This is a genomic window from Mediterraneibacter sp. NSJ-151 (assembly GCF_022487435.1).
In the GTDB taxonomy this organism is placed as follows: domain Bacteria; phylum Bacillota; class Clostridia; order Lachnospirales; family Lachnospiraceae; genus Schaedlerella; species Schaedlerella hominis.
Genome location: NZ_JAKVPP010000007.1, coordinates 95113 through 122046, shown reverse-complemented (window position 1 = coordinate 122046; position 26934 = coordinate 95113). Strand labels below are relative to the sequence as shown.

The 26934-nt window shown below is 37.9% G+C and carries 32 protein-coding genes, 1 tRNA gene and 1 pseudogene; 26 read left to right on the top strand and 8 right to left on the bottom strand.

Translation table 11 applies throughout. The features are described from left to right. Positions 1-66 precede the first annotated feature (66 nt). Positions 67-2322, top strand: a complete 2256-nt coding sequence (locus LQE94_RS09095; protein WP_240577497.1) for a glycogen/starch/alpha-glucan phosphorylase — start codon at positions 67-69, stop codon at positions 2320-2322. Positions 2323-2373: 51 nt separating this feature from the next. Continuing rightward, a complete protein-coding gene (gene malQ / locus LQE94_RS09090; RefSeq protein WP_240577496.1) occupies positions 2374-3846 on the top strand; it encodes a 4-alpha-glucanotransferase in 1473 nt (490 codons plus the stop codon). A gap of 94 nt (positions 3847-3940) precedes the next feature. On the opposite strand, the gene LQE94_RS09085 is transcribed toward malQ, so the two are convergent. Together LQE94_RS09085 and LQE94_RS09080 are read right to left on the bottom strand one after the other, a co-directional pair. Next, entirely contained in the window at positions 3941-4867 is a 927-nt protein-coding gene (locus tag LQE94_RS09085; protein WP_240577548.1) for a putative ABC transporter permease, read from the bottom strand. 38 nt (positions 4868-4905) lie between these two features. After that, the gene (locus LQE94_RS09080; RefSeq protein WP_240577495.1) at positions 4906-5685 is read right to left on the bottom strand and encodes a tRNA pseudouridine synthase A; all 780 of its coding nucleotides are present in this window, start codon (positions 5683-5685) and stop codon (positions 4906-4908) included. A gap of 196 nt (positions 5686-5881) precedes the next feature. Here LQE94_RS09080 and LQE94_RS09075 point away from each other — a divergent pair, with 196 nt between their 5' ends. Continuing rightward, on the top strand, positions 5882-6337 hold the full coding sequence (locus tag LQE94_RS09075) for an acyl-CoA thioesterase (protein WP_276312726.1): 456 nt from the start codon (positions 5882-5884) through the stop codon (positions 6335-6337). A gap of 187 nt (positions 6338-6524) precedes the next feature. Here the strand turns inward: LQE94_RS09075 and LQE94_RS16445 are convergent, their stop codons facing one another. Together LQE94_RS16445 and LQE94_RS09065 are read right to left on the bottom strand one after the other, a co-directional pair. Beyond that, entirely contained in the window at positions 6525-6776 is a 252-nt protein-coding gene (locus LQE94_RS16445) for a hypothetical protein (RefSeq protein ID WP_240577547.1), read from the bottom strand. Continuing rightward, entirely contained in the window at positions 6667-7251 is a 585-nt protein-coding gene (locus tag LQE94_RS09065) for a hypothetical protein (RefSeq protein ID WP_240577551.1), read from the bottom strand. The genes LQE94_RS16445 and LQE94_RS09065 overlap by 110 nt, the downstream gene beginning before the upstream one ends. A gap of 119 nt (positions 7252-7370) precedes the next feature. Between LQE94_RS09065 and LQE94_RS09060 the strand changes: the two genes are divergently transcribed. The 7 genes and pseudogenes from LQE94_RS09060 to LQE94_RS09035 all read left to right on the top strand — a co-directional run bounded on the left by LQE94_RS09060 (position 7371) and on the right by LQE94_RS09035 (position 12227). Continuing rightward, on the top strand, positions 7371-7517 hold the full coding sequence (locus LQE94_RS09060) for a hypothetical protein (RefSeq protein WP_240577493.1): 147 nt from the start codon (positions 7371-7373) through the stop codon (positions 7515-7517). Between the two features lie 274 nt (positions 7518-7791). Continuing rightward, positions 7792-7911, top strand: a pseudogene (locus LQE94_RS16540) (ABC transporter permease); the annotation flags it as partial. 33 nt (positions 7912-7944) lie between these two features. Further along, complete coding sequence (udp, locus tag LQE94_RS09055) at positions 7945-8727, top strand: uridine phosphorylase (protein WP_240577492.1); 783 nt, start codon at positions 7945-7947, stop codon at positions 8725-8727. Positions 8728-8776: 49 nt separating this feature from the next. Further along, positions 8777-9442 (top strand): deoxyribose-phosphate aldolase, encoded by a 666-nt coding sequence (gene deoC, locus LQE94_RS09050; RefSeq protein WP_240577491.1) that lies wholly within the window; start codon positions 8777-8779, stop codon positions 9440-9442. A gap of 14 nt (positions 9443-9456) precedes the next feature. Next, positions 9457-10185: a Crp/Fnr family transcriptional regulator gene (locus LQE94_RS09045; RefSeq protein WP_118723915.1), complete on the top strand. Its 729-nt coding sequence runs from the start codon at positions 9457-9459 to the stop codon at positions 10183-10185. Positions 10186-10210: 25 nt separating this feature from the next. Continuing rightward, positions 10211-11023, top strand: a complete 813-nt coding sequence (locus tag LQE94_RS09040) for a purine-nucleoside phosphorylase (protein ID WP_022074892.1) — start codon at positions 10211-10213, stop codon at positions 11021-11023. Between the two features lie 13 nt (positions 11024-11036). Then, positions 11037-12227, top strand: coding sequence for a phosphopentomutase (locus tag LQE94_RS09035; RefSeq protein ID WP_118737074.1), 1191 nt, complete (start codon positions 11037-11039; stop codon positions 12225-12227). A gap of 90 nt (positions 12228-12317) precedes the next feature. On the opposite strand, the gene LQE94_RS09030 is transcribed toward LQE94_RS09035, so the two are convergent. After that, positions 12318-12569 (bottom strand): hypothetical protein, encoded by a 252-nt coding sequence (locus LQE94_RS09030; protein ID WP_022074890.1) that lies wholly within the window; start codon positions 12567-12569, stop codon positions 12318-12320. Between the two features lie 91 nt (positions 12570-12660). Between LQE94_RS09030 and LQE94_RS09025 the strand changes: the two genes are divergently transcribed. The 16 genes from LQE94_RS09025 to LQE94_RS08950 all read left to right on the top strand — a co-directional run bounded on the left by LQE94_RS09025 (position 12661) and on the right by LQE94_RS08950 (position 23295). Beyond that, positions 12661-13566: a S8 family peptidase gene (locus LQE94_RS09025; RefSeq protein WP_186865162.1), complete on the top strand. Its 906-nt coding sequence runs from the start codon at positions 12661-12663 to the stop codon at positions 13564-13566. 74 nt (positions 13567-13640) lie between these two features. Beyond that, positions 13641-13991, top strand: coding sequence for a YlxM family DNA-binding protein (gene ylxM, locus LQE94_RS09020; RefSeq protein ID WP_022074887.1), 351 nt, complete (start codon positions 13641-13643; stop codon positions 13989-13991). 1 nt (position 13992) lies between these two features. After that, complete coding sequence (gene ffh / locus LQE94_RS09015; protein WP_186865161.1) at positions 13993-15351, top strand: signal recognition particle protein; 1359 nt, start codon at positions 13993-13995, stop codon at positions 15349-15351. Between the two features lie 72 nt (positions 15352-15423). Further along, positions 15424-15669, top strand: a complete 246-nt coding sequence (gene rpsP, locus LQE94_RS09010; RefSeq protein ID WP_022074885.1) for a 30S ribosomal protein S16 — start codon at positions 15424-15426, stop codon at positions 15667-15669. A gap of 43 nt (positions 15670-15712) precedes the next feature. After that, on the top strand, positions 15713-15943 hold the full coding sequence (locus LQE94_RS09005) for a KH domain-containing protein (RefSeq protein ID WP_022074884.1): 231 nt from the start codon (positions 15713-15715) through the stop codon (positions 15941-15943). A 93-nt stretch (positions 15944-16036) separates the two neighbouring features. Beyond that, positions 16037-16540, top strand: coding sequence for a ribosome maturation factor RimM (rimM, locus tag LQE94_RS09000; RefSeq protein WP_240577490.1), 504 nt, complete (start codon positions 16037-16039; stop codon positions 16538-16540). After that, on the top strand, positions 16540-17352 hold the full coding sequence (trmD, locus tag LQE94_RS08995) for a tRNA (guanosine(37)-N1)-methyltransferase TrmD (protein WP_240577489.1): 813 nt from the start codon (positions 16540-16542) through the stop codon (positions 17350-17352). Before rimM ends, trmD begins: the two co-directional genes overlap by 1 nt. Before the next feature lie 153 nt (positions 17353-17505). Next, the gene (rplS, locus tag LQE94_RS08990; RefSeq protein ID WP_022074881.1) at positions 17506-17853 is read left to right on the top strand and encodes a 50S ribosomal protein L19; all 348 of its coding nucleotides are present in this window, start codon (positions 17506-17508) and stop codon (positions 17851-17853) included. Between the two features lie 91 nt (positions 17854-17944). Next, positions 17945-18562: a signal peptidase I gene (gene lepB, locus LQE94_RS08985; RefSeq protein WP_240577488.1), complete on the top strand. Its 618-nt coding sequence runs from the start codon at positions 17945-17947 to the stop codon at positions 18560-18562. 11 nt (positions 18563-18573) lie between these two features. Beyond that, positions 18574-19428 (top strand): ribosome biogenesis GTPase YlqF, encoded by an 855-nt coding sequence (ylqF, locus tag LQE94_RS08980; RefSeq protein ID WP_117989546.1) that lies wholly within the window; start codon positions 18574-18576, stop codon positions 19426-19428. Between the two features lie 12 nt (positions 19429-19440). Further along, positions 19441-19983 carry a signal peptidase I gene (gene lepB, locus LQE94_RS08975; RefSeq protein WP_022074878.1) on the top strand — a complete coding sequence of 181 codons (543 nt, stop codon included), beginning with the start codon at positions 19441-19443 and terminating at the stop codon, positions 19981-19983. Further along, positions 19976-20770 (top strand): ribonuclease HII, encoded by a 795-nt coding sequence (locus tag LQE94_RS08970; protein ID WP_240577487.1) that lies wholly within the window; start codon positions 19976-19978, stop codon positions 20768-20770. Before lepB (LQE94_RS08975) ends, LQE94_RS08970 begins: the two co-directional genes overlap by 8 nt. Before the next feature lie 204 nt (positions 20771-20974). Then, positions 20975-21328: a YraN family protein gene (locus LQE94_RS08965; protein ID WP_240577486.1), complete on the top strand. Its 354-nt coding sequence runs from the start codon at positions 20975-20977 to the stop codon at positions 21326-21328. Between the two features lie 75 nt (positions 21329-21403). Then, positions 21404-22255 carry a peptidoglycan editing factor PgeF gene (gene pgeF, locus LQE94_RS08960; RefSeq protein ID WP_240577485.1) on the top strand — a complete coding sequence of 284 codons (852 nt, stop codon included), beginning with the start codon at positions 21404-21406 and terminating at the stop codon, positions 22253-22255. 19 nt (positions 22256-22274) lie between these two features. After that, on the top strand, positions 22275-23162 hold the full coding sequence (locus LQE94_RS08955; RefSeq protein ID WP_022076335.1) for a mechanosensitive ion channel family protein: 888 nt from the start codon (positions 22275-22277) through the stop codon (positions 23160-23162). 60 nt (positions 23163-23222) lie between these two features. Beyond that, a tRNA-Thr gene (locus LQE94_RS08950) sits at positions 23223-23295 on the top strand. 206 nt (positions 23296-23501) lie between these two features. Here the strand turns inward: LQE94_RS08950 and LQE94_RS08945 are convergent. The 3 genes from LQE94_RS08945 to LQE94_RS08935 all read right to left on the bottom strand — a co-directional run bounded on the left by LQE94_RS08945 (position 23502) and on the right by LQE94_RS08935 (position 26929). After that, a complete protein-coding gene (locus LQE94_RS08945; protein WP_118687695.1) occupies positions 23502-24665 on the bottom strand; it encodes a tyrosine-type recombinase/integrase in 1164 nt (387 codons plus the stop codon). Between the two features lie 212 nt (positions 24666-24877). After that, positions 24878-26413 carry a GIY-YIG nuclease family protein gene (locus LQE94_RS08940; RefSeq protein ID WP_240577484.1) on the bottom strand — a complete coding sequence of 512 codons (1536 nt, stop codon included), beginning with the start codon at positions 26411-26413 and terminating at the stop codon, positions 24878-24880. A gap of 84 nt (positions 26414-26497) precedes the next feature. Next, entirely contained in the window at positions 26498-26929 is a 432-nt protein-coding gene (locus LQE94_RS08935) for an ImmA/IrrE family metallo-endopeptidase (protein ID WP_118687694.1), read from the bottom strand. Between the last annotated feature and the right edge of the window lie 5 nt (positions 26930-26934).

Genomic DNA, 26934 nt, shown 5'->3' with positions numbered 1-26934 from the left:
TATAATCATATTAAAATACATATAGAAAATGAAAACAAGCAAATGTTTGAAAGGAGAATCACATTTATGAAGATTCAGGAATTATTGCAGCAGAAACTTGGAAAATCAGTGGATACAGCTTCAAATACAGAAATTTATTATGCACTTTTAAGTATTGTGCAGGAAATGGCAAAAGAGAAAGAAGCTCCGGCTACAAAGAAAAAAATTTATTATATTTCAGCAGAGTTTTTGATTGGAAAATTGCTTTCTAATAACATGATCAACCTTGGAATTTATGACGAAGTAAGAGAGCTGCTTGCAGCAAATGGAAAAGATATTTGCGAGATTGAAGAGGTAGAGCCAGAACCATCTCTTGGAAACGGTGGACTTGGAAGACTGGCAGCATGTTTTCTTGATTCAATCGCAACTTTGGGAATTAGTGGAGATGGAATTGGTCTGAATTATCATTTTGGATTATTCAAACAGGAATTTGAAAACGAATTGCAGAAGGCAGTGCCAAATCCATGGATTGAAAAAGAAAGCTGGCTTACAAAAACAGATGTGACATATCCGGTTACATTTGGTGATTTGAAATTACAGTCAAGAATGTATGACATCGAAGTTACAGGATACAATAATCAGACAAATAAACTTCATTTATTTGATATAGATTCCGTAGATGAAACAATCGTAAAAGATGGAATTACATTTAACAAAGAAGATATTGCAAAGAATCTGACATTATTCTTATATCCGGATGACAGTGATGATAAGGGTCGTCTTCTCCGTATTTATCAGCAGTATTTCATGGTAAGCAATGGTGCACAGCTGATTTTGGACGAGTGTGTTGCTCGTGGATGCAATTTACATGATTTAGCAGATTATGCAGTAATCCAGATTAATGATACACATCCGACAATGGTAATTCCAGAATTAATCCGTTTGTTAGTAGAGCGTGGAATTGCAATGGATGAGGCAATTGAAATTGTATCAAACACATGTGCATATACAAATCATACAATTCTTGCAGAGGCATTGGAAAAATGGCCAATCGCTTACTTGAACAAAGTTGTACCACAGCTTGTTCCGATCATTGAAATTTTAGATGATAAAGTAAGAAGAAAATTTGATGATGAAAGAGTTGTGATTATAGATAAAAATGATGTAGTTCATATGGCACATATTGATATTCATTATGGATTTAGTGTAAACGGAGTTGCATCTTTGCATACAGCGATCCTCAAAGAGACAGAATTGAATCCATTTTACCAGATTTATCCAGAAAAATTTAATAATAAGACAAATGGAATTACATTCCGTCGCTGGTTGATTCACTGCAATCCAGGACTGACAGAACTGCTTGATAAGGTGATTGGAAAAGAATATCGAAATGATGCAAACGGGCTGGAAAAATTACTGGCATATAAAGAAGATGCAAATGTATTAGACCAGTTACTTGAAGTGAAAAAAGAAAATAAAAAAGCACTTTGCGAATATTTGAAGAAAACCCAGGGTGTAGAATTAAATCCAGAGTCAATTTTTGATATTCAGATCAAACGTCTGCATGAGTACAAACGTCAGCAGATGAATGCACTGTATATAATCCATAAATATCTGGAAATTAAAGCAGGGAAAAAACCATCTACACCAATTACAGTTATTTTTGGGGCAAAAGCAGCTCCTGCATATGTTATTGCAAAAGATATTATTCATTTGATTTTATGTCTTCAGGAATTGATCAACAATGATCCAGAAGTAAGTCCATATCTGAAGGTTGTTATGGTAGAAAACTACAACGTGACAAAAGCAGAAAAACTGATTCCGGCTTGTGATATTTCTGAACAGATTTCACTGGCATCAAAAGAGGCAAGTGGAACAGGTAATATGAAATTTATGTTAAATGGAGCACTGACACTTGGAACAGAAGACGGGGCAAATGTGGAAATCCATGAGCTTGTTGGAGACGATAACATTTTTGTATTTGGTGCTTCAAGTGAAGAAGTTATTGAACACTATGCAAAAGCTGATTATGTGTCAAAGAAATTCTATGAGGAAGATGCGGACATCAAGGCTGCAGTAGACTTTATCACATCAGAGCAATTACTTGCAATCGGACATGAAGAGAATTTGACAAGATTGCAAAACGAGTTGTTAAATAAAGACTGGTTCATGACACTTCTTGATTTCAAAGCTTATGCAGCAAAGAAGGAAGAAGCATTGAAAGCGTATGAAGATCGTAAAGCATGGGCCAAGAAGATGGTAGTAAATATCTCGAAAGCAGGATATTTCTCATCTGACCGTACAATTGCAGAGTATAACAATGATATTTGGCATGTACAGTAAATCATATTGTTTGTAAAATAAACAGAAGCAAGAAAGAAAAGAGGAAACAAAATGCGAGAAAGTGGAGTGTTATTACCAATATTTTCTCTTCCGTCAAAATATGGGATCGGTTGTTTTTCAAAAGAAGCATATACTTTTGTGGATCAGTTGAAAGAAGCAGGACAAAAAAAGTGGCAGATTCTGCCACTTGGTCCTACGGGATATGGCGACTCTCCGTACCAGTCTTTTTCAACATTTGCGGGAAATCCATATTTTATTGATCTGGAAAGTCTGATCAAAGAAGGTCTGTTGACGAAGGATGAATGCGATGCAGCAGATTTTGGAAACAAGGCTGATGAAATCGATTATGAAAAAATGTATTTTAATCGTTTTAAACTGCTTCGAAAAGCGTATGAACGTTTTAGCCCGGATAAGGAATATGAAAAATTTATAAAAGAAAATGAAGAATGGCTGACAGATTACTGTCTGTACATGGCAATTAAAGATTGGCAAGGTGGAGTAAGTTGGATTGAGTGGGAAGAGGGGTATCGTAACCGTCTTCCAGAGTATATGAAAAAAGCCGAAGAAGAATTGAAAGATGAAATCGGATTTTATCAGTTCCAGCAATATAAATTTACATGTCAATGGAAGAAGTTGCATGATTATGCCAATGAAAAAGGAATTGAAATTATTGGAGATATTCCAATTTATGTTGCGTTTGACAGTGCAGACACTTGGGCAAATCCAAAATTATTCCAGTTTGATGAAGAAAATCTTCCAACAGCAGTAGCAGGATGCCCACCGGATGGATTCTCAGCCACAGGACAGTTGTGGGGAAATCCGTTATATAATTGGAAATATCACAAAGAGACAGGGTATACATGGTGGTTGGAACGAATTGCACATTGTTTCCGGTTATACGATGTAGTACGAATTGATCATTTCCGTGGATTTGATGAGTACTATGCAATTCCTTATGGAAGTAAAACAGCAGAGAATGGTTGCTGGCAGCCGGGACCGGGAATGGATCTGTTCAATACAATCAATGAAAAGCTTGGCGAATTAAAAATTATTGCAGAGGATCTTGGCTTTTTGACAGATTCGGTATTGCAGTTATTGAAAGACTCGGGATATCCGGGAATGAAGGTGCTTCAGTTCGCGTTTGATTCCAGAGAGTCTGGAAATTATCTCCCTCATACGTATCCGACAAATTGTGTTGTATATACAGGAACACATGACAATACTACTACAAGAGCATGGTATCATGAAGTGTCGAAAGAATGTAGAAGTTATGCAAAAGAATATTTGCATAAGCCGGCATTAGATGAAGATACTCTTTCCTGGGATTTTATTGCAATGGCAATGGGAAGTGTTGCAGATTTATGTGTGATTCCAATGCAGGATTACCTCTGTCTTGATAAGCGTGCAAGAATCAATACACCATCTACACTAGGCGGAAACTGGGTATGGAGAATGGATAAAGATGCGTTGACAGATGAACTTGTAGAACAGATGAAACAAATGACAGCGTTATATGGAAGATAAGATGTTTTCTTAAATGTAGAAATCAATAGGATTATTTCATAAAAAAGACAGGAAGCAATTAATTTGCATCCTGTCTTTTTTGAGATAATACGCATTATCGTTTCCAGCGTTTCTTTAATACTTCAAGAGATTCTTTGTACTGACGAGATTCCATTTTGGGAAATGCGTTCATCAGACGGCGGGAAATACGACCCGGTTTATCCGTAGATTCATGATAACGAGTGTGAAGAGATGCGATTCTGCTGCGCAGTTCTTCGTTGATTTCCTGTGAACGTTCGCGGGCATCCAAAGCACGTTCCTTTAATTCAAAAGCAGTTCCTTGTGTTTTTTCTTTCAATCCAGAAGCAGTATCCTGCATTTTTTCTTTAAACTCATCGGTAGCAGTAGCAAGTTTTTCTTTTGAGGCTTCTTGTCTATCCATAGCACGGATTGTTTTTTCGAAAATTTCTTGACCAATCTGCTCAGAAATTTCATGCATCTCAGCAGCAATTTTCTCCATAGCGGCCAGACGACGATTAAATTTAAATATTGTAGAAGCCGTCACATATAAGTCTGCGATTAAAGTGATTCCAAGTATTATAATTAATATAATTCCGACAATTGTTGGGATGAACGCAAGCAAATCATGAACAAGCGGCTGTATAAAATAAATAATAAACAGACATGCAAATCCCCATACAATAGAAAATAACAGACATACATATCCGCCGATGTTTAATGGCATATCAGAATAATCCCACCATTTATTATGAAAAATTTTATCCATAGCCCATCCGGTAACTCCTTCCAATACTGTTACCAGGACGACGGAGAGAATATAGAGAACAATAATATCTGATTTATAAGGAGTTAGAACAGTTATAACAGCGGTAACTCCGACTCCATAAATAGGACAGATTGGACCATTTAAGAATCCTCGGTTTACAAAGTGATGCGTTTTAAAGGCTGCGAAACCAACTTCAGTACACCAGCCTAAAAACCCATATACAAAAAAGTATAGTAATATAAAATAAATTGACATTGATGATAGCATGAAAACTCCTCCTTGTTTGTGCTTTATTAGTATGTAATCTCATGAAGAAAGAGTCCATGAGAAGGACAACGTTTAGAAACAGTATCTTCTCCAGAAAAAATTAATGGAATGGAAGAGGCGTTTCGGCTGCCGAGTCCTATTTCTAATAACGTTTCTGTTAAGTAAAGTGGCATTTGATGTAGAAAATCATTTCCTTTTAGAAGAAAAAGAAAATCAGCATCAGATGGCTGTTCACACTTTAGAAGTAAATCTTTCGGAATATGAAATCCATTGAAAATTTCGATGGAAAGCAAATCTTTTTCGGTTGATTTTTTTGTCTTTCCAGAAGAAAAATGCTTGAAATCATGTCTTCCAAGCAATTGTTCTGAGGCATGCTGCATAGCATTTAAATCTAATGTATCCGGCAGGTGGTACTTGTATTTTCTTGTAAATACATCTGCAACCGGTGCACAACTTACACGATAAAGATAAGTGATTGTTTGTGCATTTAATGAAGCATGAAAACGTTCAGAAACCTCTTCGGCAGAAATAATAGCAATATCTTGTGGAAGATAATGGTTTAATTCTTGCTTTAATTTTAATGCAGATAATGTAGTTTTTGTCTTAAAATTTACAATTTGTGCATCAGCGTGCACATTTGTGTCTGTTTTGGCACCTGCAAATAAGGTGGTTTCTTCATCAGTGATTCGAGAAATCACTTCTGTAAGTTTTCCGGAGATGGTATTAGAATTTCCTTTCTTCCCAGGTTTCTGCCATCCTTGATAGCGTGTGCCATCATATTGAATCGTTAATTTTATATTTTTCATAAGCAATCCTCTTTTCATATGTACTTTATATGATACATGAAAGAAAATAAATTTACCAGATAAAATAAATTGTATCTTATGTAAAACATAAAAAAGAATACTTTTAAACAAGAGCATAAGGCGTTACAATAAGAATAATTGCAAAAAATATGTGAAAAATTTGGAGGAAAATGTAAAAGTGCGTGAACAAAGACGGATGGAAGAATCTCGAGTTGAGACGGTATATATTATTCGTCCGAATCATTTGAATGCAGCAGGAAGATTATTTGGGGGAATGTTGGTTCAATGGATTGATGAAGTAGCAGGTATTGTGGCGATGCGTCATACAAGAGAGAATTGTATTACAGCATCTATCGATAATCTGAAATTTATAAGAGGTGCATATCTGGGGGAACATGTTGTAATTATCGGACGAGTGACTTATGTTGGGAATACTTCAATGGAAGTGCGAGTGGATACATATGTGGAAGATAAGCAAGGAATGAGACGCCCAATTAACAGAGCATATCTGACAATGGTAGCGTTAGATGAAAATGATCATCCAATTCAGGTTCCAGGGCTGATTATTGAGACAGAAGAACAAAGAGGCGAATGGGAGGCTGCACAAAAGCGACGCAAGATGCGGGAACTCAGAAGAAAAGAAGGATTTTAAGAACTAAAAAAGATGCGGACGATAATGTCCGCATCTTTTTTATATATTAGGAAAGTGCTTTCCTAATATATAAAAATCGCTCCGCTAAGGATGCGCACTGCGGCGTACAATGTAGGTGTCGCAAGCGACCGCCGCAGGCGCAAGAATGTGCAAAGCACATTCTTTGTTCGTAAAAAAACAGGTGAACTTAAGAATGGGAATTTTTAGAAAGAATTGTTTTGACCATTTGAATAGTGCTGTCAATTTGAGTTTTTTCTTCCGGTGTTTTACCTTCTTTAATAATATCTAAGATTAAAGTGATTTCGTCGGGGGTGAAATGAATCCCCTGTTTATTTGCACTCGTGATCAGAGCCATCATGATAGGCATCAATTCCTTTCCGGTTTTTCCCGCTGTTTTGGTCGCAGCCATCTGAATGAGATTGTATTTCACCGGATTCATATTCTTTAGAAGTGGATGATTCATCCATTCGTTCATTTTGCGAGTCTCCTTCCTGTTGAAACATGGTTTGATACATTTGGAACATTTCTTGTTGTTCTGGAGAAAGCATTCCAGAAAATAAATCGGCAGGGGAAGTGGATGAAGTATCTTGAAAGGTTTGCATCATTTCCAGAATATTCAAAATGTTTTGAACAGAAGCTAGCATTTGCGAATCGCGTTTGGAAAGATAAGGTGCTATTTCGCTGATGATATTTGAGAAAGAAACAGGGGCATCGGTTGTCTGAGAGTGGAGCTTAAGGGTACAGTGTTGAAAAAAATCAATCGTGTATTCTAATTCAAGAAATTTAATTAAAATACCGAGCATTTTCTGATTGGTGACAGGAGTGTATGGAAGAATAAGTTTTAAAAGCTGCAATTCAGATGGAATGGTTAGTTCATCAAAGGGTGAGAGTGGTGTTGTTGATTTCTTTTCCATATCTGATATATATGATATGTCGAATAAAAATATGTGTGACAGGGAAGAATATGCAGGTGGAATAACCCGAGATAAAAAAAGAAGCATATTATATAGGAAAGGAAACAATGGAGTAAAATATGAAACGAAGATTAATTACTGATGGAAATGCCGTGTATGAATTAGATGAAGATTGTATGTTGAAGAAACGATTGGACAAAGGCAAAGAAAAAAGAGAGGAACAGTTGGTGAAAAAACAAACAGAGAGACAAAAGAAGAAAAAATGAATCTCAAGAGACAAAAAAGGACAAATGTCTTTGCGTGGAAGGGAAAAATATGGATAAAGTGAACAAAAATCGAATGAAAAAACTGTGAAAAATAGATGAAATGCAAAAAAGAATAGGAGAAAGGGACTATAGTCCTATTAAAAGGAGGGGACATATGTCATAATTGGGAATATAGAGTCCTGAAGAGAAAAAAGCATTCCTTGTTAAGATTTGAAAGTTCCGTGCCCTTTCAAATGTATATACTAGATTCCCGGCATTGGTAGCGTTAAAGCTTCCAAGTACATTGTATAATATGTTCCCTTATATTATTTCATTGGTTGTTCTTGTGTTTGTATCAAAAAATTCCAGAGCACCTAAGGCAGAAGGAATACCATACGATAAAGGACAACGATAAGACATAAAATAAAGACAGAAAGGTGGAAAAGGTATGAAAAATTATTCAGAGGATCAAAGCAGACAATATCATATTCAGGTGGCAAAGGGAGAAGTCGGACGTTATGTGATAATGCCGGGTGATCCAAAGAGATGTGCAAAAATAGCACAGTATTTTGATAATCCGGTTTTGATAGCAGATAACAGAGAATATGTTACATATACAGGAACACTGGACGGTGTAAAAGTAAGCGTAACATCTACAGGAATTGGCGGACCGTCAGCATCGATCGCAATGGAAGAATTATATAAATGCGGAGCGGATACATTTGTTAGAATTGGAACTTGTGGAGGAATGCAGACAGAAATTAAAAGCGGGGATGTTGTAATTGCAACAGGAGCAATCCGTATGGAAGGAACATCAAAAGAATATGCACCAATCGAGTATCCGGCAGTGGCAAATCTTGATGTTACAAATGCGTTGGTTGCAGCCGCAAAAGAAAAGAACTTTACTCATTATACAGGGGTTGTTCAGTGTAAGGATGCATTTTATGGACAGCACGAGCCGGAGACAATGCCGGTAGGGTATGAGCTTATCAATAAATGGGAAGCATGGAAGATGATGGGATGTCTTGCATCAGAAATGGAGTCTGCAGCACTGTTTATCTGTGCATCTAAATTAAGAGCAAGAGCAGGCTCATGTTTCCTTGTTGTAGCAAACCAGGAGAGAGAGAAGCTGGGTCTTGAGAATCCGGTTGCTCATGATACAGACATGGCAATTCAGGTGGCAGTTGAAGCAATTCGTAAATTGATTAAAGCAGATCAGGAAAATAAATAAAAAATAGTAAAAAAGATGATATACTATAAATTGAAAGGAAGACTATATAATGGATATGAAAGAGATTTTAAAACATGTTGATCATACACTTCTTCTTCAGGGGGCTACTTGGGAAGAAATCAAACAGATTTGTGACGATGCAATGAAATATGAAACCGCATCTGTTTGTATTGCACCAAGCTACGTAAAACAGGCTGCAGAATATATGGGTGATAAGATGGCGGTCTGTACAGTAATCGGATTCCCAAACGGATATATGACAACTAAAGCAAAGGAATTTGAGACAAAAGATGCACTGGAGAATGGTGCTTCTGAAATTGATATGGTAATCAATATCGGATGGCTCAAAGATAAAAAGTATGATTTGATAGAGAATGAGATCAGAGCTTTAAAAGCTGTCTGCAAAGATAAAATTCTTAAAGTTATCATTGAGACATGTTTCCTTACTGACGAAGAGAAGATTAAGATGTGCGAAATCGTAACAAATGCAGGTGCTGATTACATTAAGACATCGACAGGTTTTGGCGGAGCGGGAGCAACATTTGATGATATCAAACTTTTTTCACAGCATATCGGACCAAATGTGAAGATGAAAGCAGCAGGTGGTATTTCATCTATGGAAGATGCTGAGAAATTCCTTGAACTTGGAGCAGATCGTCTTGGCACAAGCCGTATCATTAAGATTGTGAAGAATGAGGAAGCAACAGGATATTAAAAAGAGAAAGAAGTATGGAACGTAATTATTTGCATGAGATGCTGCCGTTTTTGACGCAGATTGAGAAAAAAAGACAAGAACAATTTGAAATATATTTTCATAGTGCTCCGCTTTGGGTCATGGAAGCACTGGAAGTGGAGAATATAGCAGCGGGAACGATTTTTATTCATGAAAATGAACCGGCAGATATGATTTATTTTGTTGGAATCGGAAAAGTAAAAGCGACAGATTATCGAGTCTCGGGAATTGCGTTTGATTTTATGAAGCCTGATAATGTAATTGCTCTTGGGGGAATGGAAGTGATTATGGAGCAGGGGACTTACAAAACAACAGTGCAGACAGAGACAGACTGTGTGTTGGTAAAATTGTCGCGTGCAAAGTATGAAAAGTGGCTGTATTCAGATCCGGAAACATTTCGGTTGGAAGCGAAACTAACTTGTCATTCTCTTCTGGAAGAAGAAAGGCGCAACCGTCTGTACCTCTTTCTTCAAGGAGCAGACAGGCTGGCACTTTTATATGTGGAATTATATGAAAAATATAATAAAAACGGAACATTTTATATCAAAGAGAGCCGTACGAGTATGGCGGACGAGACAGGATTGTGTCTGAAGAGTGTCAGTAGAGCAATTCGGAAATTTTCGGAAGCCGGACTGGTCACAAAAAATGGAAGCCAGTTACAGATTAGTAAAGAACAGTATGAAGGTCTTAAAAAGATAGTCACTGATAAAATTGACAGAAGATAAAATTGAGTGAAAAGGAGTGGAAATTATGTATAAGAAATTAATGACATGTCTTGAAAGTGTAAAAAAGAAAATAGATTTTAAACCAGAAGTAGCATTGATTCTTGGTTCCGGACTTGGAGATTTTGCAGATGGAATTCAAATCGAGCAGACAATTGATTATTCAGAAATAGAAGGCTTTCCGGTTTCTACAGTAAAAGGTCATAAAGGACGTTTTGTATTTGGATATGTAGAGAATACACCTGTTGTGATTATGCAGGGACGTGTTCATTATTATGAAGGATATACCATGTCAGATGTTGTTCTTCCAACGCGTCTTATGGGAATGCTTGGAGCAAAGAAAATTCTCCTTACAAATGCAGCAGGCGGATGCAATCCTGCTTATAAACCAGGAGATTTTATGATGATTACAGATCATATTACAACAGCGGTACCAAGTCCATTGATCGGACCAAATATTGAGGAACTCGGAGTGAGATTCCCGGATATGAGTGAAGTATACAGTAAGCGCCTTCGCGATGTAATCCGTAAATGCGCAGCAGAATGTGGTATTGAGCTACAAGAAGGTGTTTATGTTCAGTTTACAGGACCAAGCTATGAGACTCCGGCAGAGATAAGACTTGCACAGAACTGGGGTGCAGATGCAGTTGGAATGAGTACAGCTTGCGAAGCTATGGCAGCACGTCACATGGGAATGGAAATCTGTGGAATTTCCTGCATTACAAATATGGCTGCAGGACTTTCAAAAGAAGCATTGGATCATAAAGAAGTGCAGGAGACAGCTGACCGCGTAGCAAAATCGTTTAAGGAACTTGTTACAAAAGTTATTGTAAACATGTAATGGAGTGAGGTTAATGAAAAAATATAATCGAATTTTTACAATTGTAATTGATTCATTTGGTGCAGGGGCAATGCCGGATGCGGCAGATTATGGGGATGCCGGAACTGACACAATGGGACATATTTCCGAATCAGTGGAGGACTTTCATATTCCAAATCTCCAAAAACTTGGAATTGCAAATCTTCATCCTCTTAAGCAAGTGACTCCTGTAGAACGACCGATGGGATATTATTCTTTCTTGAGAGAAGCAAGTACAGGGAAGGATACAATGACAGGGCATTGGGAAATGATGGGACTTCATATTACAAAGCCATTTAAAACATTTACCGAGACGGGATTTCCAAAGGAATTGATAGATGAACTTGAGAAAAGAACAGGGCATAAGGTAATTGGAAATAAGAGTGCGAGCGGAACAGAAATTTTAGATGAACTTGCTGAGGAAGAAATTGCGACAGGACATATGATTGTTTATACATCAGCAGATTCCGTATTGCAGATTTGTGGAAATGAAGAGACGTTTGGGTTAGATGAACTTTATCGTTGTTGTGAGATCGCACGTGAAATCACAATGAAAGATGAGTGGAAAGTAGGCCGTGTCATTGCAAGACCGTATGTCGGAAAGAAAAAAGGCGAGTTTAAGAGAACAAGTAACAGACATGATTATGCTCTGAAACCATATGGAAGAACTGCATTGAATGCATTGAAAGATGCTGGATATGATGTAATTTCAGTTGGTAAAATTTTTGATATTTTCGATGGGGAAGGTTTGACGGAATCAAATAAGTCAAAAAGTTCTGTTCATGGAATGGAGCAGACGATCGATATAGCAAAGAGAGACTTTAAAGGGTTGTGTTTTGTGAATCTGGTAGACTTTGATGCATTGTGGGGACATCGCCGAAATGTAAAAGGATATGCAGAAGAGCTTGAGAAATTCGATGTGAAATTAGGAGAATTTCTAAAGGAGTTAAAAGAGGATGATCTTTTGATCATTACAGCAGATCATGGAAATGATCCGACACATACAGGAACAGACCATACAAGAGAACAAGTTCCATTTTTTGCTTATTCTCCGTCTATGGAAGGGTATGGAAAATTGCAGGATTCAGATACCTTTGCCGTGATCGGAGCAACAATCGCCGATAACTTTGATGTAAAGATGCCGGAAGGAACAATTGGAAAATCTATTTTGGGAGAATTAAAATAAATTGTAAATTCAATTTATAGATATTTAGAGAAGGTGCTGTCAGTTGCGACAGCACCTTTTGAAGTTAGTATGAGAAAAAAAGAATAAACCTTAGCAGCCACATCCAAATCCGTTGCCGCATCCAAATCCATTATTTCCACATCCACCACAGAAGATAAGCAATAAGATAATCCACAGACAACTGTCTCCGCCACATCCACAGCCGTCTCCGATTCGGTTATTGCCGCATCCGCCACAGAAGATAAGCAGCAGGATAATCCACAGGCAAGAATTATTTTCCCAGTTTCCTCCACAATTGTTGTCGCAACCACATCCACAGTTTGTAGCAGTTAAATCACTCATTCGATATATCCTCCAAAGATGATCATTTACAATGTTATAGTATGAACGAATATGAGAAAGTGTGAATAAATTGAAAGAAAAGGTTCTTTTTATGAAACGAGTAAAAGAAGCTATCGGATATTGGACGGAAGATATGGAAAAGGGAAAATATTTTGGGCAAGGAATCTGTATTGCTATATTGGATTCCGGGATTATTTTACATCCGGATTTTGACAGGCGGATTTTAGAGTTTACAGACTTTGTTGGAAAACAAAAAGCGATATATGATGACAGCGGTCATGGTACGCATGTGGCGGGAATACTCGCAGGAAGCGGGAAGATGTCGGATGGTATATATCAAGGGATGGCACCAAAGAGTGAGTTGGTTGTAGGAAAAGTATTAGATCAGCAGGGAAATGGAACAATTCAGGCTGTAGAAGAGGGAATCCATTGGATATTGGAATTGAAAAATAAAAGAAATATCCGTATTGTGAATATTTCAGTAGGGGCAAAGCCACAACTAAATAATATAGAAGAAAGAAACTTGTTGTCAGCTGTGGAGATGTTATGGGATGCAGGGCTGGTGGTTGTAGTGTCAGCGGGAAATTATGGTCCAAAGGATGGAACAATCGCTATTCCGGGGAGCAGCAGAAAGGTGATCACAGTAGGAGTGACAGGCGGCTCACAAATTGTTAATGTTCATTCGCAAAAGGAATGGAATTATTCGGGGAGAGGCCCGACAAAACAATGTGTTGTTAAGCCAGATCTGACAGCACCGGGAACAAAAGTAATAAGCTGTAACGGACAGTATACACATCGCTGGAAAAAGCCCTATATATCAAAGAGTGGGACGTCTATGGCAACTCCGGTAGTAGCAGGGGCAATAGCCTGTCTTTTGTCAAAATATCCGGATATGACAAATGTGGAAGTAAAGCTTAGACTTCGAGAAAGCTGTTTAAAAGAAGAAAAAGAGGAGCTGGGATGGGGAAAGTTGAATATGAGAAAGTTGATGAAATAAAAAATATAAAAGGTGTCAAGAAAAAACACTTGACACCATGCGGTATTTCGTGTAAGATAACATAGGTGATAATTGTGAATGAAATATTAGAACAATCATTATTGTATGATTTTTACGGCGAGTTGCTGAATGATCATCAAAAGGAAGTGTATGAGCAGTTTGTGCTAGATGATTTATCTTTGAGTGAGATTGCTCAGGAAAAAGGAATCAGCAGACAGGGCGTACATGACCTTGTAAAACGATGTCAGAAGACATTGGAAGGATATGAGGAAAAGCTACATCTGGTGGAGAAATTCTTGTCTATTAAAGAAAAGGTAGGACAGATTGATGAAATGCTGGATACTTATGAAGAGACAGGACGAGATAAAAAAGAGATGATTTCACAGATAAGGCAGATTTCGAATCGGATTATAGAGGAGTTGTAGAATGGCATTTGATAGTTTGACTGAAAAACTTCAGAATGTATTTAAAAACTTAAGAAGTAAAGGACGACTTACTGAGGATGATGTCAAAGCAGCTTTGAAAGAAGTTAAGATGGCGCTTCTTGAGGCGGATGTTAACTTCAAAGTTGTGAAGAGTTTCGTTAAAGAAGTTCAGGAACGGGCAATCGGTCAGGATGTGATGAACGGCCTGAATCCGGGACAGATGGTAATCAAGATTGTTAATGAAGAACTTATCAGGCTGATGGGATCTGAGACAACAGAGATTAAGCTTCAGCCGGGAAGTGCAATCACCGTTATTATGATGGCCGGTCTGCAAGGTGCAGGTAAGACAACGACAACTGCAAAGCTGGCAGGAAAGTTCAAGTTAAAAGGTAAGAAGCCACTTCTGGTAGCCTGTGATGTTTATAGACCTGCTGCAATTAAGCAGTTGGAAATCAATGGCGAAAAGCAGGGCGTGGAAGTATTTTCCATGGGTGATAAGATTAAACCTGCTGATATTGCAAAAGCTGCAATGGAACATGCAGCAAAGAATAAGAATAACATTGTGATCCTGGATACAGCAGGACGACTTCATATTGATGAAGAGATGATGGCTGAGCTTCAAGAAATCAAAGAAGCAGTTACAGTACATCAGACGATTCTGGTTGTTGATGCAATGACAGGACAGGATGCAGTTAACGTAGCAAGTAATTTCAATGATAAAATTGGAATTGATGGCGTTATTGTAACAAAGTTAGATGGTGATACAAGAGGCGGTGCTGCATTGTCGATTAAGGCAGTGACAGGAAAACCGATTTTATATGTAGGTATGGGTGAGAAGCTTTCTGATTTGGAACAGTTTTACCCGGACCGAATGGCATCACGAATTCTTGGTATGGGAGATGTGCTGACGCTGATTGAAAAAGCAGGCGCAGAGATAGATGAAGAACAAGCCAAGAAGACGATGGAGAAGATGAAGAAAGCTCAGTTTGATTATGAAGATTATCTGGACAGTATGTCACAGATGAAAAAAATGGGCGGGCTTTCAAGCATAATGGGAATGTTGCCGGGTATGCCAGGAATGGGTAATAAGAAGATGCCGGAACTCGACTCGGAAGAGAACGAGAAGAAGATGGCAAGGATGGAAGCAATGATACAGTCAATGACAGTAGAAGAAAGAAGAAATCCAGATTTGTTGAATCCATCAAGAAAACACCGAATCGCAAAAGGTGCAGGTGTAGATATTGCGGAAGTGAACCGCATGGTAAAACAGTTTAATGAGACAAGGAAGATGATGAAAAAGCTTCCGGGACTCATGGGCGGTATGGGTGGTAAAAAAGGAAAGTTTAAACTTCCTTTTTAACACATAGATAAAAAATAAAGCGAATAGTTCGCTGAAATTATGAAGGTAAAAAAGAAAGGATAGGTATTTAACATGGCAGTAAAAATCAGATTAAGAAGAATGGGACAGAAGAAAGCTCCTTTTTATAGAATCATTGTAGCAGATTCTAGATCTCCAAGAGATGGAAGATTTATCGATGAGATTGGAACATATGATCCAAACTGCGATCCAAGTGCAATCAAAGTAGACGAAGAAGCAGCTAAAAAATGGCTCAACAATGGTGCTCAGCCAACAGAAGTTGTATCTAAAATCTTCAAAGCAGCTGGAATTGAGAAATAATTAAAAATTATTTAACGCAATATTTTCGCGGAGGTGCGCGTAAATGAAAGAACTGGTAGAGGTTATTGCAAGAGCATTGGTGGACAACCCGGATGGAGTTGTTGTTACGGAACGTCAGGAAGGCAAGACAACAGTGTTAGAGGTTCGCGTTGCAGATGGAGACATGGGTAAGGTGATTGGAAAACAAGGTCGTATTGCGAAAGCAATCCGTTCTGTAGTGAAAGCAGCAGCTACAAAAGATAATAAAAGAGTGGTTGTTGATATTGTTCAGTAAAGAAATGCTATAGAATATTTTGAAATATACTTAGCGATAAAAGAGGGACAGCCGTTAAGACTGTCCCCTTTATTTTAGATAAGGAGTTCGATTATGGAACAGTTATTACAGGTAGGTGTGATCGCATCTACACATGGAGTAAGAGGTGAAGTAAAGGTATTTCCTACAACAGATGATCCGCAGCGATTTAAAAGCCTCAAAAATGTAATACTTGACACAGGAAAAGAACAGATACCGTTGGAAATTCAGGGGGTTAAATTTTTTAAACAGTTTGTAATCCTGAAATTTAAAGGCATCGATAATATAAATGATATTGAAAGATATAAAAGAAGAAGTTTATTTGTAACAAGAGAAGATGCAGTAGAATTAGAGGAAGATGAATATTATATTGCAGATTTGATCGGTATGGATGTTATAACAGACGAAGGCGAAGAAGGAAAACTGGTAGATGTTATCGAAACCGGTGCAAATGAAGTGTATGTCGTGGAATTTGACAAGTATGGCGAGGTGCTAATTCCTGCTATTCATGATTGCATATTAGATGTGGATATAGAAGCTATGAGCATGAAAGTACATTTGTTGGAGGGGCTGGTATAATGAACTTCCATATAATGACTTTATTTCCGGAAATGGTGATGAATGGATTGAATACAAGTATCATTGGAAGAGCAATTTCCCGTGATTTATTATCCATAGAAGCTGTTAATATTCGTGATTTTGCTTTCAATAAACATCAAAGCGTAGATGACTATCCGTATGGTGGAGGGGCTGGTATGCTGATGCAGGCGGAACCTGTCTATTTGGCTTATCAGTCGATTGAAGAGTCCATTGCAAAGAGAAAGAAGGAAAGTCAAATTGAAAATACTTCAGCAAAGGAAGAACAGACAGAAAACAATTTAGATAAAAAGAAAACGAGAGTTGTTTATTTATCCCCACAAGGAGATACATTTAATCAGAAGATGGCAGAAGAATTAGCACAGGAAGAAGACCTCGTCCTTTTATGCGGACATTATGAGGGGATTGATGAACGTGTGCTGGAGGAGATTGTTACAGATTATATTTCAATCGGAGATTATGTACTCACAGGCGGGGAACTTCCGGCTATGGTCATGGTTGATACAATTTCCAGACTGGTTCCGGGTGTGTTGCATAATGATGTATCAGCTGAATTTGAATCATTTCAGGATAATCTGCTTGAATATCCACAGTATTCAAGACCGGAAGAATGGCATGGAAAAAAAGTACCGGCTATTTTGTTGTCCGGACATCATGCAAATATAGAAAAATGGAGACGCGAACAGTCTATTCTTCGAACGAAAGAACGTCGTCCCGATTTATTTGAAAAATGTGAGCTGACAAAAAAAGAGAAAAAATGGCTGGAAGAAGTAGAGGCTCAAAAGCAGAAGTAAAATAAAAAGGAAAAAGCTGACAGAAAAAGTGCAAAACTACTTGCACAACAAGCGAAAATGTGATAAACTACAACAGTTGTTTGTGAAAAGAAGAGCGATGGTCCTCTGGCACAATAATGTGTTAAGAACGTCAAATATTAAGGAGGTCACACAATGAACGATATTATTAAAAACATTGAAGCTGAGCAGTTAAAAGAGAATGCTCCAGAAATTAACGTAGGAGATACTGTAAAAGTATACGCTAAGATCAAAGAAGGAAACCGTGAAAGAATTCAGGTTTTCGAAGGAACTGTTTTAAAGAAACAGGGTGGTGGAGTTAGAGAAACTTTCACAGTAAGAAAGTCATCCAACGGAGTTGGAGTTGAGAAAACTTGGCCAGTACACTCTCCACATGTAGAAAGAGTTGAGATTGTTCGTAGAGGTAAAGTAAGAAGAGCAAAACTGAACTACTTAAGAGGACGTGTAGGTAAGAGAGCTAAAGTTAAAGAATTAGTAAAATAGTAACGATGAGAGGGACAAGTACAGATTTGTAGTTTGTCCCTTTTTCATTATATGAAAGTAACTGTTGGTATGATATATTAAGAGATAGGCGATGAAAAAAAGAGCAAAGAAGAAAAGTTATACGATAGATCGAAAAAAGTGGAAATTATATTTCCGAAAGAAATGCCGCTCACTGAAAACAGAAAAAGTCAAGACAGCGATTGAATGGGGCACAGAAATTATTGTTGTATGTATTTTAGCATGGATGCTTGTAAGTTTTTTTGGACAGCGGGTAAGCAATGCCGGAGACTCTATGAGCCCGGTGTTGAAAAACGGAGATGTCGTGTTAATTAATCGGATTGTTTATGATGCCCGTAAGCCTAAAAGAGGTGAAATTATAGCATTTCGTCCAAATGGAAATGAAAACGCACATTATTGTATAAAGCGAGTAGTAGGGCTTCCAGGAGAAACGATACAGATCAAAGATGGAAAGGTTTATATTGATGGTAAAGTACAAAAGAAAAATGTCTATACATCAGACCTGGATTTTGCAGGAATTGCAGAAAAAAAGCTTACATTGGGTGAGACAGAATATTTTGTTTTAGGAGATAATAGTGCAGGTAGTGATGACAGCCGGCTTGCAGATATCGGGAATGTGAAACGTGAAGATATCGGCGGAAAAGTTTGGTTTGTGACAAATATAGGAAAGAATTTTGGATTTGTAAAATAGAGGAGGAAGATATGCATTTTCAGTGGTATCCAGGTCATATGACAAAGGCGAGAAGAATGATGCAGGAGAACATTAAATTGATTGATCTTGTGATCGAATTGGTTGATGCGAGAATTCCTGTCAGCAGCCGTAATCCTGATATTGATGAATTGGGAAAAAATAAGGCGAGACTGATCTTGCTGAATAAGTCAGATTTAGCAGAAGAGAGATGCAATGATGCGTGGATGGAATATTTCAAGAAAAAAGGATATTCTGTTGTAAAAGTAAATTCAAAAAAAGGCGGAGGGATTAAATCAATACATGGTGTGATCCAGGAAGCTTGTAAAGAAAAAATTGAACGAGACAGAAAAAGAGGAATTTTGAACAGACCGGTACGAGCAATGGTTGTTGGAATCCCAAATGTAGGTAAATCAACATTTATTAATGCACTTGCAGGAAAAGCCTGTGCAAAAACAGGAAATAAACCGGGTGTTACAAAAGGAAAACAATGGATTCGTTTGAATAAAAATGTGGAATTATTAGACACACCTGGAATTTTGTGGCCGAAATTTGAGGATCAGAGTGTGGGATTGAAGCTTGCATATATTGGTTCAATCAAGGATGAAATTCTGAATACAGAAGAACTGGCTGCAAAATTATGTGAGTTTTTGAATGATAAATATTCGGGAATATTGGCAGAAAAGTATGATATAGAGGAATCTGACGATGGTTTTGCGATGTTGCAGGAAATTGCAAAGAGCAGGCATTGCCTTGTAAAAGGAAATGAGTATGACACAGAAAAGGCAGCAAAACTGATGTTAGATGATTTCCGAAATGGTAGACTTGGAAGAATAACATTAGAATTTCCGGATGAGATGGATGCATAAAAGGGGCGCATAATGAAAGAAAGAAGTATTTTAGGGGAGTTGCTTAGTTGGCTTATCTACATTGTGATCGTTGTTATTTTGTCATTAGGAATCATTACATTTATTGGGCAGAGGACAAAAGTGAGCGGTCATTCTATGGAGACGACATTGTCAGATGGAGATAATCTGATCGTAGATAAAATCAGTTACCGATTCCGTGATCCAGAGAGATTTGAAATTATCGTATTTCCATTTCAGTATGAAGAACATACTTATTACATTAAACGAATCATTGGCCTTCCGGGAGAAACAGTGCAGGTGATAGATGGATATGTTTATATCAATGGAGAAATGCTGGATGAAAATTATGGATTGGAAGTTATGGACGATCCGGGAATTGCAGCAGAGCCAATTACACTGGGAGAAGATGAATATTTTGTGCTGGGAGATAATCGTAATCATAGTTCAGACAGTCGTGACCCATCAGTGGGAGTCCTTCATCGAGATGATATTATGGGAAGGGCATGGATTCGAATATGGCCGTTTGATAAGTTTGGAGTGATTAAGCATGAGTGAGAAGATCAGTGATATAAAGCTTGTATTTGAACAGGCAAAAATGGATGAATATCCGGAATTATATAAAAAATATGAATCCGATTCCCGTGCGGGAGTTAAGAATCTGATCCGTAAATATCAAAAACAAGAAGAAAAGCTGGAGCAAGAGAGAGCACGATTAGAGCAGATGCGAGAATATGAGCATTGTTATGCTGCCTGTAAATGGATCTGTGGGATTGATGAAGCTGGCCGAGGACCTTTGGCAGGTCCGGTTGTAGCAGGGGCTGTAATTCTTCCGGAAGATTGCGAGATATTGTATCTGAATGATTCTAAAAAGCTTTCTGCAAAAAAGAGAGAAGAATTGTATGATGAAATTATGGAGAAAGCAATTGCAACAGGGATTGGTATGGCATCTCCGGCGAGAATCGATGAGATTAATATTTTGCAGGCTACATATGAGGCAATGAGGGAAGCTATTCATAATTTAGGGATTATGCCGGAAATTTTGCTCAACGATGCAGTTACGATACCAGACATTGCAATTGCTCAGGTTCCGATTATTAAAGGAGATGCAAAGAGTGTATCTATTGCAGCGGCAAGTATTTTAGCGAAGGTGACGAGGGATCGCCTGATGTTACAATATGATAAAATTATGCCGGAATATGGATTTGCAAAACATAAAGGGTATGGTTCGCAGGAACATATTGCTGCATTGAAAGAATATGGACCAACACCAATTCATAGAAAAACATTTATCAAGAATTTTATCTCAGTCGAGAAGACTCCCACCTCTTTAGGTGGTGAGTAATAGCAAATTTGTCTCAGTGGGAGTCCAATCTCCGACTGAGATAAACGCTCCGCGAGGATGCGCAGTGATTCTGATAGGAATATGTCAGCTTCGCTGACCAGAATCACGCGCCAAGTCTCACGGACGTTCGACTTGAAAGATGAGTAAAAAACAGCCTATTTTGAAAAATAAGCTGTTTTAAGTGGTATCATGCGATATGATATTATGAATAATAGAAAAATAGGAAGTGTATATGAACAGGCAGCAGGCTACTATCTGGAACAGCAGGGATATGAGATTTTACAATATAATTATCGCTGTCATGCCGGAGAGATTGATATTGTTGCGAGAGATGGTTCGTATATTGTATTTTGTGAAGTGAAATATCGGAAAGGCAGAGGGACAGGGAATGCATTAGATGCTGTGAATGAAAAGAAACAGCGGGTGCTCTGTCGCTGTGCCTTATTCTATATTATGGAACATAATCTTGGAGAGAATCAGGCATATCGTTTTGACGTAGTAGGAATTGAGAAGAATAGGATAAATGTTATCCAGAACGCATTTGCTTTTCATTCATAAAAAATACACAGAGTTGTGATAAAATACAAATATGTGAAAATTATAAAATGGTCATATAGAATAAGGGAGATAAGGATGAGCCTTGGAATAAGATATAAAAACGAGAGACAAATTTTTCGGGAGATAGAAAAGGAAGTACCCTATTTGGAATATCCGCTCTTGACAGATACAAAAATTGTGCATCATGGATTTTCAACCAGACTTGGCGGTGTGAGTCAAGGGTGCTATGCATCGATGAATCTGAGCTTTACAAGAGGAGATGATGAAGCGGCAGTGCGTGAGAATTATCGTAGAATCGCAAAATCAATCGGGGTGAAATGCGAGAATATGGTACTTTCTCAACAGACACATACAACTAATGTAAGAGTAGTAACGGAAAAAGACAAAGGGAAGGGGATTGTGAAACCATTGGATTATACAGATGTGGATGGGATGGTTACAAATATCCACGGAATTTGCCTTGTGACATTTTATGCAGATTGTGTTCCGTTATATTTCGTAGACCCGGTTCAAAAGGCAATCGGACTTAGTCATTCCGGCTGGCGTGGAACAGTGGGGAAAATCGGAAAAGAAACAATTCGTAAGATGGAGGAGCAATATGGGTCTGATCCAAAGGATATTCTGGCAGCAGTAGGTCCGTCTATCTGTAAGGATTGTTATGAAGTCAGCGAAGATGTGATTTTAGAATTCCAGAAAAATTTTAAAGAAAGATATTGGAAAGATTTGTTTTATCGCAAAGAGAATGGAAAATATCAGCTGGATTTATGGAAAGCAAATGAAATTATATTTAAAGAATCCGGAATATTGCCAGAACATATTGCTGTGACGAATGTATGTACACACTGCAACAGTGAGATTCTGTATTCGCACCGTACAAGTGGAGACAGAAGAGGAAATCTGGCAGCATTTCTTGCATTAAAAGAGTAAGGCGACAGGAGGGCAGTATATGACAACAACAGATGAGCTTCAGCAGTCGGCGGAAGCGTCCGTAAATGAAGTGACTGAAAATATGAGTCAGTTCAGCAACTATATACAAGAACATATACCGAATTTGATAAACTTAGGTATAAAAATAATCATTGCAATTATCATATTTATGATAGGACGTGTAATTATAAAATGGATTCGTAAAAGTATCCGTTATTCCTTTCAGGTAAAAGAGACAGATGCTGGAATTGCAACATTTGTAGATTCCATGGTAAAATTCGGATTATATATATTATTAATTATTATCATTGCAGGAAATCTGGGAATTGAATTATCATCAATAACCGTGTTATTTGCATCAGCAGGTGTCGGTGTATCGTTGGCATTGCAGGATTTTATAACAAATTTTGCAGGTGGCATCATGATTCTGTTATTGAGACCGTTTACTGTCGGAGATTATATTATTGAAGATACGAATAAGAACGAAGGTACAGTAAAAGAAATTAAAATTTTCTATACAAAATTGATGACGATAGAGAACAAGGTAATTGTGATTCCAAATGGAAAACTTATGAATAACAGTCTGACAAATGTGACAGAGCGTGATGAACGAAGATTGGATTTGAAGGTTGGGATTTCTTATGAATCAGATTTGAAGAAAGCAAAAGAAATTCTGGAAAGATTATTGCTTAGTCACAAAGATATATTGACGAATGAAGACTGGAAGGTATTTGTGGACTCATTGGCAGACAGTTCCGTAGTTTTAGGAATCCGTGCTTATGTGAAGATGGAAAAATACTGGGATACAAGATGGGAACTTCTTGAACAGATAAAATTGACATTTGATGAAGAAGGAATTGAGATTCCATATAATCAGTTGACTGTGCATATGCAAGAAAAAGAATAAAAAACAGTTGAAATTCCTAAGAAAAGACGATATAATATATGAGGTTGCTATAAAACCAATGCCGAAATAGCTCAGTTGGTAGAGCACTTCACTCGTAATGAAGGGGTCGTCGGTTCGAGTCCGATTTTCGGCTTTTTCTAAAAAGTGGCGCAAACCCAGTGTTTTCAAGGGGTTGCGCCTATTTTTGTGTCAAAAAACAGATGTGAAAATCCAGAACACACATTCGAAAAAATCGGTAAAAATCGGACGAAATCGGATGAAAACCGTTTCAATTTTAGTCAAAATTTAGTCAAATCAAATGCCCCTCAGCCCAGTGCGCACAAGGGCTCCCGGAGAACCCTATCCGTAATTTTTAGTCAAATACTCATTTAGCTTGTCTTTTGACTTTGATTCTTCTTTCCTGAGTTCGGCGTACACGTCTGTGAGAGTCTTGGAATCAGAGTGTCCGAACAACCGGATTGCTTCGAGCAGATCGACACCGGAATAGTACAGGATGGTTGCATACTCGTGACGAAACACATGTGCCGATAATCCCTTACACATATCGATGTCATATGCCAATACATATCTTGTATGCTTTCCTTTCACAACTTTATCATAATGATGTTTCCCGCCAGCAGCCGTGTTAATTTTCAATTTGATCTTTTCGAAGAACCTCCGGTATTGCGTCTTGGACATTAGTGTCCCCTGGTTATTTGGGAAAACAATAAGACCGTTCAGTTGCTGCATATACTCCGTCAGGATCGGTTTCAGCGGCGCCAGAATGTCAATGGTTCGTTCTCCCTGTGGCGTCTTCGCGTAATCGCGGAAATTAGGCTTTTCACCTATGAACTCGACCACATTACTGACCTGTATCGTATCGTTCTCTAAATCCACGTCTGAGCGTGTCAGAGCGAGTATTTCCTCTCGACGCAGCCCAGCATACTGCAACACTCCGATGAAGCAACGTTCCTTCAGATCCAGATCGGCTCGCTTAATAGCTTCACGTTCAATTTTTGTAAGAGCACGTTTCTTTTTTCGCTTCACTTTTGTGACCGATAGATTGTCAGCCGGATTCTTAACGATTAACCGGTCATCGATTGCAGCGCGAAAAATCTGATTCACTGTAATCTTGTATTCATGCTGCAGATCTGGATGCCCGTTCAGCTTGTTGTATCCGTTCTGGACCTGCATCTTCCGAATAGATCCGATACTGATACCATCCAGTACACCGGTGTGGTTGTTCAAGGTGTTCTCGTAGGCCTTTTTCCTCGCGTGTGACAATTCTGTGCCTTTAATGTAAGTGTCATACCATTGCCACTTGTACTCGGAAAACGTAGTGTTCTTATCGTTCGCGTAACCTCCGGATAATACTTGTGCTCGCACGGCATCCTTGTTTGCTTCAAATTCTGTTACCGTGTGTCCATATACCGGGATGCGAAGCTCCTTTCCGTCATCGTCGAACTCACCACTCGCAATGCTGGTGTAATATCGACCATCAGCTCTCTTTTTGTATCTTGCCATGTTATCATCCTCCTTATCTTTTGTGCGACGTCGCACATTTGCGTATAAAAATAACAGCCAGCACAAAACAAATGTTCTGGATTGTGTAGCTGCCCCGAAGATGATACAATATATTCGCTTTTATAAGTGCATATCTTCGGGTATGTAATTGTGAAACCGTTCGGTATTACCAGTACCGGGCGGTTTTTTATTTAAACGCCGGAGCGGTTATATCATTCTTCATCCCAATTATCGTCAACATAATCGTCAGTATAGTTTACGTCACTCGATAATGACTGGTGAAATTCTTCGGCCAACATCGTCTTGTTGAATTCAGCAGTAGGTTCAATCTCTGTTACAAGTTGTTCTAATTCATCAATAGATGTGTAGAAAAATTCTTTTCTACGGTTTACCTTATTTACCCGTTTATCATCCAAAATTTGGTGCAATTTATTTTCGAGACCGACAGCATCATCGGAGAAAATAAAGCTGTGGACATCAAATTTAAATGGTACAGACGCATCCCCCAACTCATTGACTCTATCCTGAGGATTTAGTCTTCTTGTCATTCCTATTTTAAACATCTTGTCACCGAACGATCCAAGATTGCTAATCACGTATACATTTCCGGCCTTTCCATTTGCGAGATTCGAGATTTCTTTCTTTTTAACTATCACATCAGCTAACTGAGATTGAAGCTCTAGAATTCTTGCGTTTAATTTTTCGAACTCATCATCTTTTGCTGCAGATAATTGTTCTCTAAGTTTTTCAATCTCGCCATTGTATTTGGATTCTTCTCGCTCAACCTTCTTGCGTTCTGCTTCTAAGGCTTTTCGTTCTTCCGCTTCCTGGCGCATCTGCTCTCTTATAGCAAGTTGTTCTTGCCTAGCTTGTTCTTTCTTAACATAGTAATTATATTCAATCTTTACAGCATTAATAAACAGATATTCAATTTCTCCAATAAATTTTGTGAGTGTACCAGCTATGCTTTGATTACCATCGCCGGCAATCTTTAAATATTTTTGAGTTACAGTCTTTACATCGCTCACAGATTTATCCAGTTTTTCATATTTCAAGTTGTAAAGGATGTTCTGTAGTTCTGCTCTAAGAGCAATGACCATCAGTTTGTATATTGCTTGATTTGCTTTTGTAGTATATCTTGCAGAATACTTCTCGAGAATAGTGTTGATTTGCTTATCGTTTTCACGATACGCTTTCCTTAAATCCTTCACATCCATACAGTGGAGTTTCAGTATTACCGACGGACTGATTTCTTCCAAATCAGATAAATCGTTTTCGGGAAGCTTTATGGTAGATTGAGATGGTTCGTAATTTAAATATTTTTCAAATGTATAGTTTATCGCCTTAACAAGTTCTTTAGACCGGGCGAGCTTATTTGTTTGCGTTTTAACACTTTTCGTTAATTTAGCTTCCTGCAATCGTAGGTCATCTAAAGAAGAAAGGACTGCTGTGCTTTTTTCTTCTCTATCAGAAATAACTTCTTCTAATCTGGATATTCGTTTAGAAAGATCTGTTTCAGCTTGTTTTATCTTGTCAGCGTATTCTGTTTGCAAATCCTTTTCTTTTTGATGGTATTCGGATTGTAATAAATCTGTCATTTCTTTTATTTTGTAATAATCAAACGCTCCTAATTCTTGAAGTTGGCTATTCATAACCTCATTAGAATTTAAGAGCTCTTGATTTGCGCTTTGTAGCCTGTCAATTTCGGATTTGAATTCTTTGATTTTAAAAATGTCCATGAATCCCATGATTATTCCTCTTTTCAGTTGTATTTGTATCTAGAAAAAACACTACCAATGCTTTAGTTTATATAATCTCCGAAGAGGTTATATCTAATTAAAATCTTTCAATCTCAATTCGATCAGTCGCTTACTATACCCGAATAATCTGGAAAATTGAGATGTTGTAAAATCTAAATGTTCTTCGATTTCATCATCGGGAACAAGGAGATTAATTGCAAATCTATCAGCTTCAATTTCATATTTTGATGTATTTAATTGAGTCCTTGAATCCATAAAAATCGCATTAGATTTCTTGTGTAACAACATGTGCCCTAGTTCATGGGCACACACAAACATCTTCTCCTTGTCAGAAAGACGTTCATCAATATAAATAATATTGTTTCTCTGAAAATATTGATAGAATCCGTTCACACCCTCAAGCGGATGGAAGACAACAATTGCGTTGAGCGACTTTATTATCTCGAATGGATTTCTTGTATCATATTTTCTGGCAAGGTTGTTCGCCTTAGATGCTATATCCATGTATA

Bases quoted from the DNA above. Each gene is read 5' to 3' on its own strand.
- LQE94_RS09095 (WP_240577497.1), top strand. From the start codon at position 67: ATGAAGATTCAGGAATTATTGCAGCAGAAACTTGGAAAATCAGTGGAT.
- malQ (WP_240577496.1), top strand. From the start codon at position 2,374: ATGCGAGAAAGTGGAGTGTTATTACCAATATTTTCTCTTCCGTCAAAA.
- LQE94_RS09085 (WP_240577548.1), bottom strand. From the start codon at position 4,867: ATGTCAATTTATTTTATATTACTATACTTTTTTGTATATGGGTTTTTA.
- LQE94_RS09080 (WP_240577495.1), bottom strand. From the start codon at position 5,685: ATGAAAAATATAAAATTAACGATTCAATATGATGGCACACGCTATCAA.
- LQE94_RS09075 (WP_276312726.1), top strand. From the start codon at position 5,882: ATGGAAGAATCTCGAGTTGAGACGGTATATATTATTCGTCCGAATCAT.
- LQE94_RS16445 (WP_240577547.1), bottom strand. From the start codon at position 6,776: ATGAATCCGGTGAAATACAATCTCATTCAGATGGCTGCGACCAAAACA.
- LQE94_RS09065 (WP_240577551.1), bottom strand. From the start codon at position 7,251: ATGGAAAAGAAATCAACAACACCACTCTCACCCTTTGATGAACTAACC.
- LQE94_RS09060 (WP_240577493.1), top strand. From the start codon at position 7,371: ATGAAACGAAGATTAATTACTGATGGAAATGCCGTGTATGAATTAGAT.
- udp (WP_240577492.1), top strand. From the start codon at position 7,945: ATGAAAAATTATTCAGAGGATCAAAGCAGACAATATCATATTCAGGTG.
- deoC (WP_240577491.1), top strand. From the start codon at position 8,777: ATGGATATGAAAGAGATTTTAAAACATGTTGATCATACACTTCTTCTT.
- LQE94_RS09045 (WP_118723915.1), top strand. From the start codon at position 9,457: ATGGAACGTAATTATTTGCATGAGATGCTGCCGTTTTTGACGCAGATT.
- LQE94_RS09040 (WP_022074892.1), top strand. From the start codon at position 10,211: ATGTATAAGAAATTAATGACATGTCTTGAAAGTGTAAAAAAGAAAATA.
- LQE94_RS09035 (WP_118737074.1), top strand. From the start codon at position 11,037: ATGAAAAAATATAATCGAATTTTTACAATTGTAATTGATTCATTTGGT.
- LQE94_RS09030 (WP_022074890.1), bottom strand. From the start codon at position 12,569: ATGAGTGATTTAACTGCTACAAACTGTGGATGTGGTTGCGACAACAAT.
- LQE94_RS09025 (WP_186865162.1), top strand. From the start codon at position 12,661: ATGAAACGAGTAAAAGAAGCTATCGGATATTGGACGGAAGATATGGAA.
- ffh (WP_186865161.1), top strand. From the start codon at position 13,993: ATGGCATTTGATAGTTTGACTGAAAAACTTCAGAATGTATTTAAAAAC.
- rpsP (WP_022074885.1), top strand. From the start codon at position 15,424: ATGGCAGTAAAAATCAGATTAAGAAGAATGGGACAGAAGAAAGCTCCT.
- LQE94_RS09005 (WP_022074884.1), top strand. From the start codon at position 15,713: ATGAAAGAACTGGTAGAGGTTATTGCAAGAGCATTGGTGGACAACCCG.
- rimM (WP_240577490.1), top strand. From the start codon at position 16,037: ATGGAACAGTTATTACAGGTAGGTGTGATCGCATCTACACATGGAGTA.
- trmD (WP_240577489.1), top strand. From the start codon at position 16,540: ATGAACTTCCATATAATGACTTTATTTCCGGAAATGGTGATGAATGGA.
- rplS (WP_022074881.1), top strand. From the start codon at position 17,506: ATGAACGATATTATTAAAAACATTGAAGCTGAGCAGTTAAAAGAGAAT.
- lepB (WP_240577488.1), top strand. From the start codon at position 17,945: ATGAAAAAAAGAGCAAAGAAGAAAAGTTATACGATAGATCGAAAAAAG.
- ylqF (WP_117989546.1), top strand. From the start codon at position 18,574: ATGCATTTTCAGTGGTATCCAGGTCATATGACAAAGGCGAGAAGAATG.
- lepB (WP_022074878.1), top strand. From the start codon at position 19,441: ATGAAAGAAAGAAGTATTTTAGGGGAGTTGCTTAGTTGGCTTATCTAC.
- LQE94_RS08970 (WP_240577487.1), top strand. From the start codon at position 19,976: ATGAGTGAGAAGATCAGTGATATAAAGCTTGTATTTGAACAGGCAAAA.
- LQE94_RS08965 (WP_240577486.1), top strand. From the start codon at position 20,975: ATGAATAATAGAAAAATAGGAAGTGTATATGAACAGGCAGCAGGCTAC.
- pgeF (WP_240577485.1), top strand. From the start codon at position 21,404: ATGAGCCTTGGAATAAGATATAAAAACGAGAGACAAATTTTTCGGGAG.
- LQE94_RS08955 (WP_022076335.1), top strand. From the start codon at position 22,275: ATGACAACAACAGATGAGCTTCAGCAGTCGGCGGAAGCGTCCGTAAAT.
- LQE94_RS08945 (WP_118687695.1), bottom strand. From the start codon at position 24,665: ATGGCAAGATACAAAAAGAGAGCTGATGGTCGATATTACACCAGCATT.
- LQE94_RS08940 (WP_240577484.1), bottom strand. From the start codon at position 26,413: ATGGGATTCATGGACATTTTTAAAATCAAAGAATTCAAATCCGAAATT.
- LQE94_RS08935 (WP_118687694.1), bottom strand. From the start codon at position 26,929: ATGGATATAGCATCTAAGGCGAACAACCTTGCCAGAAAATATGATACA.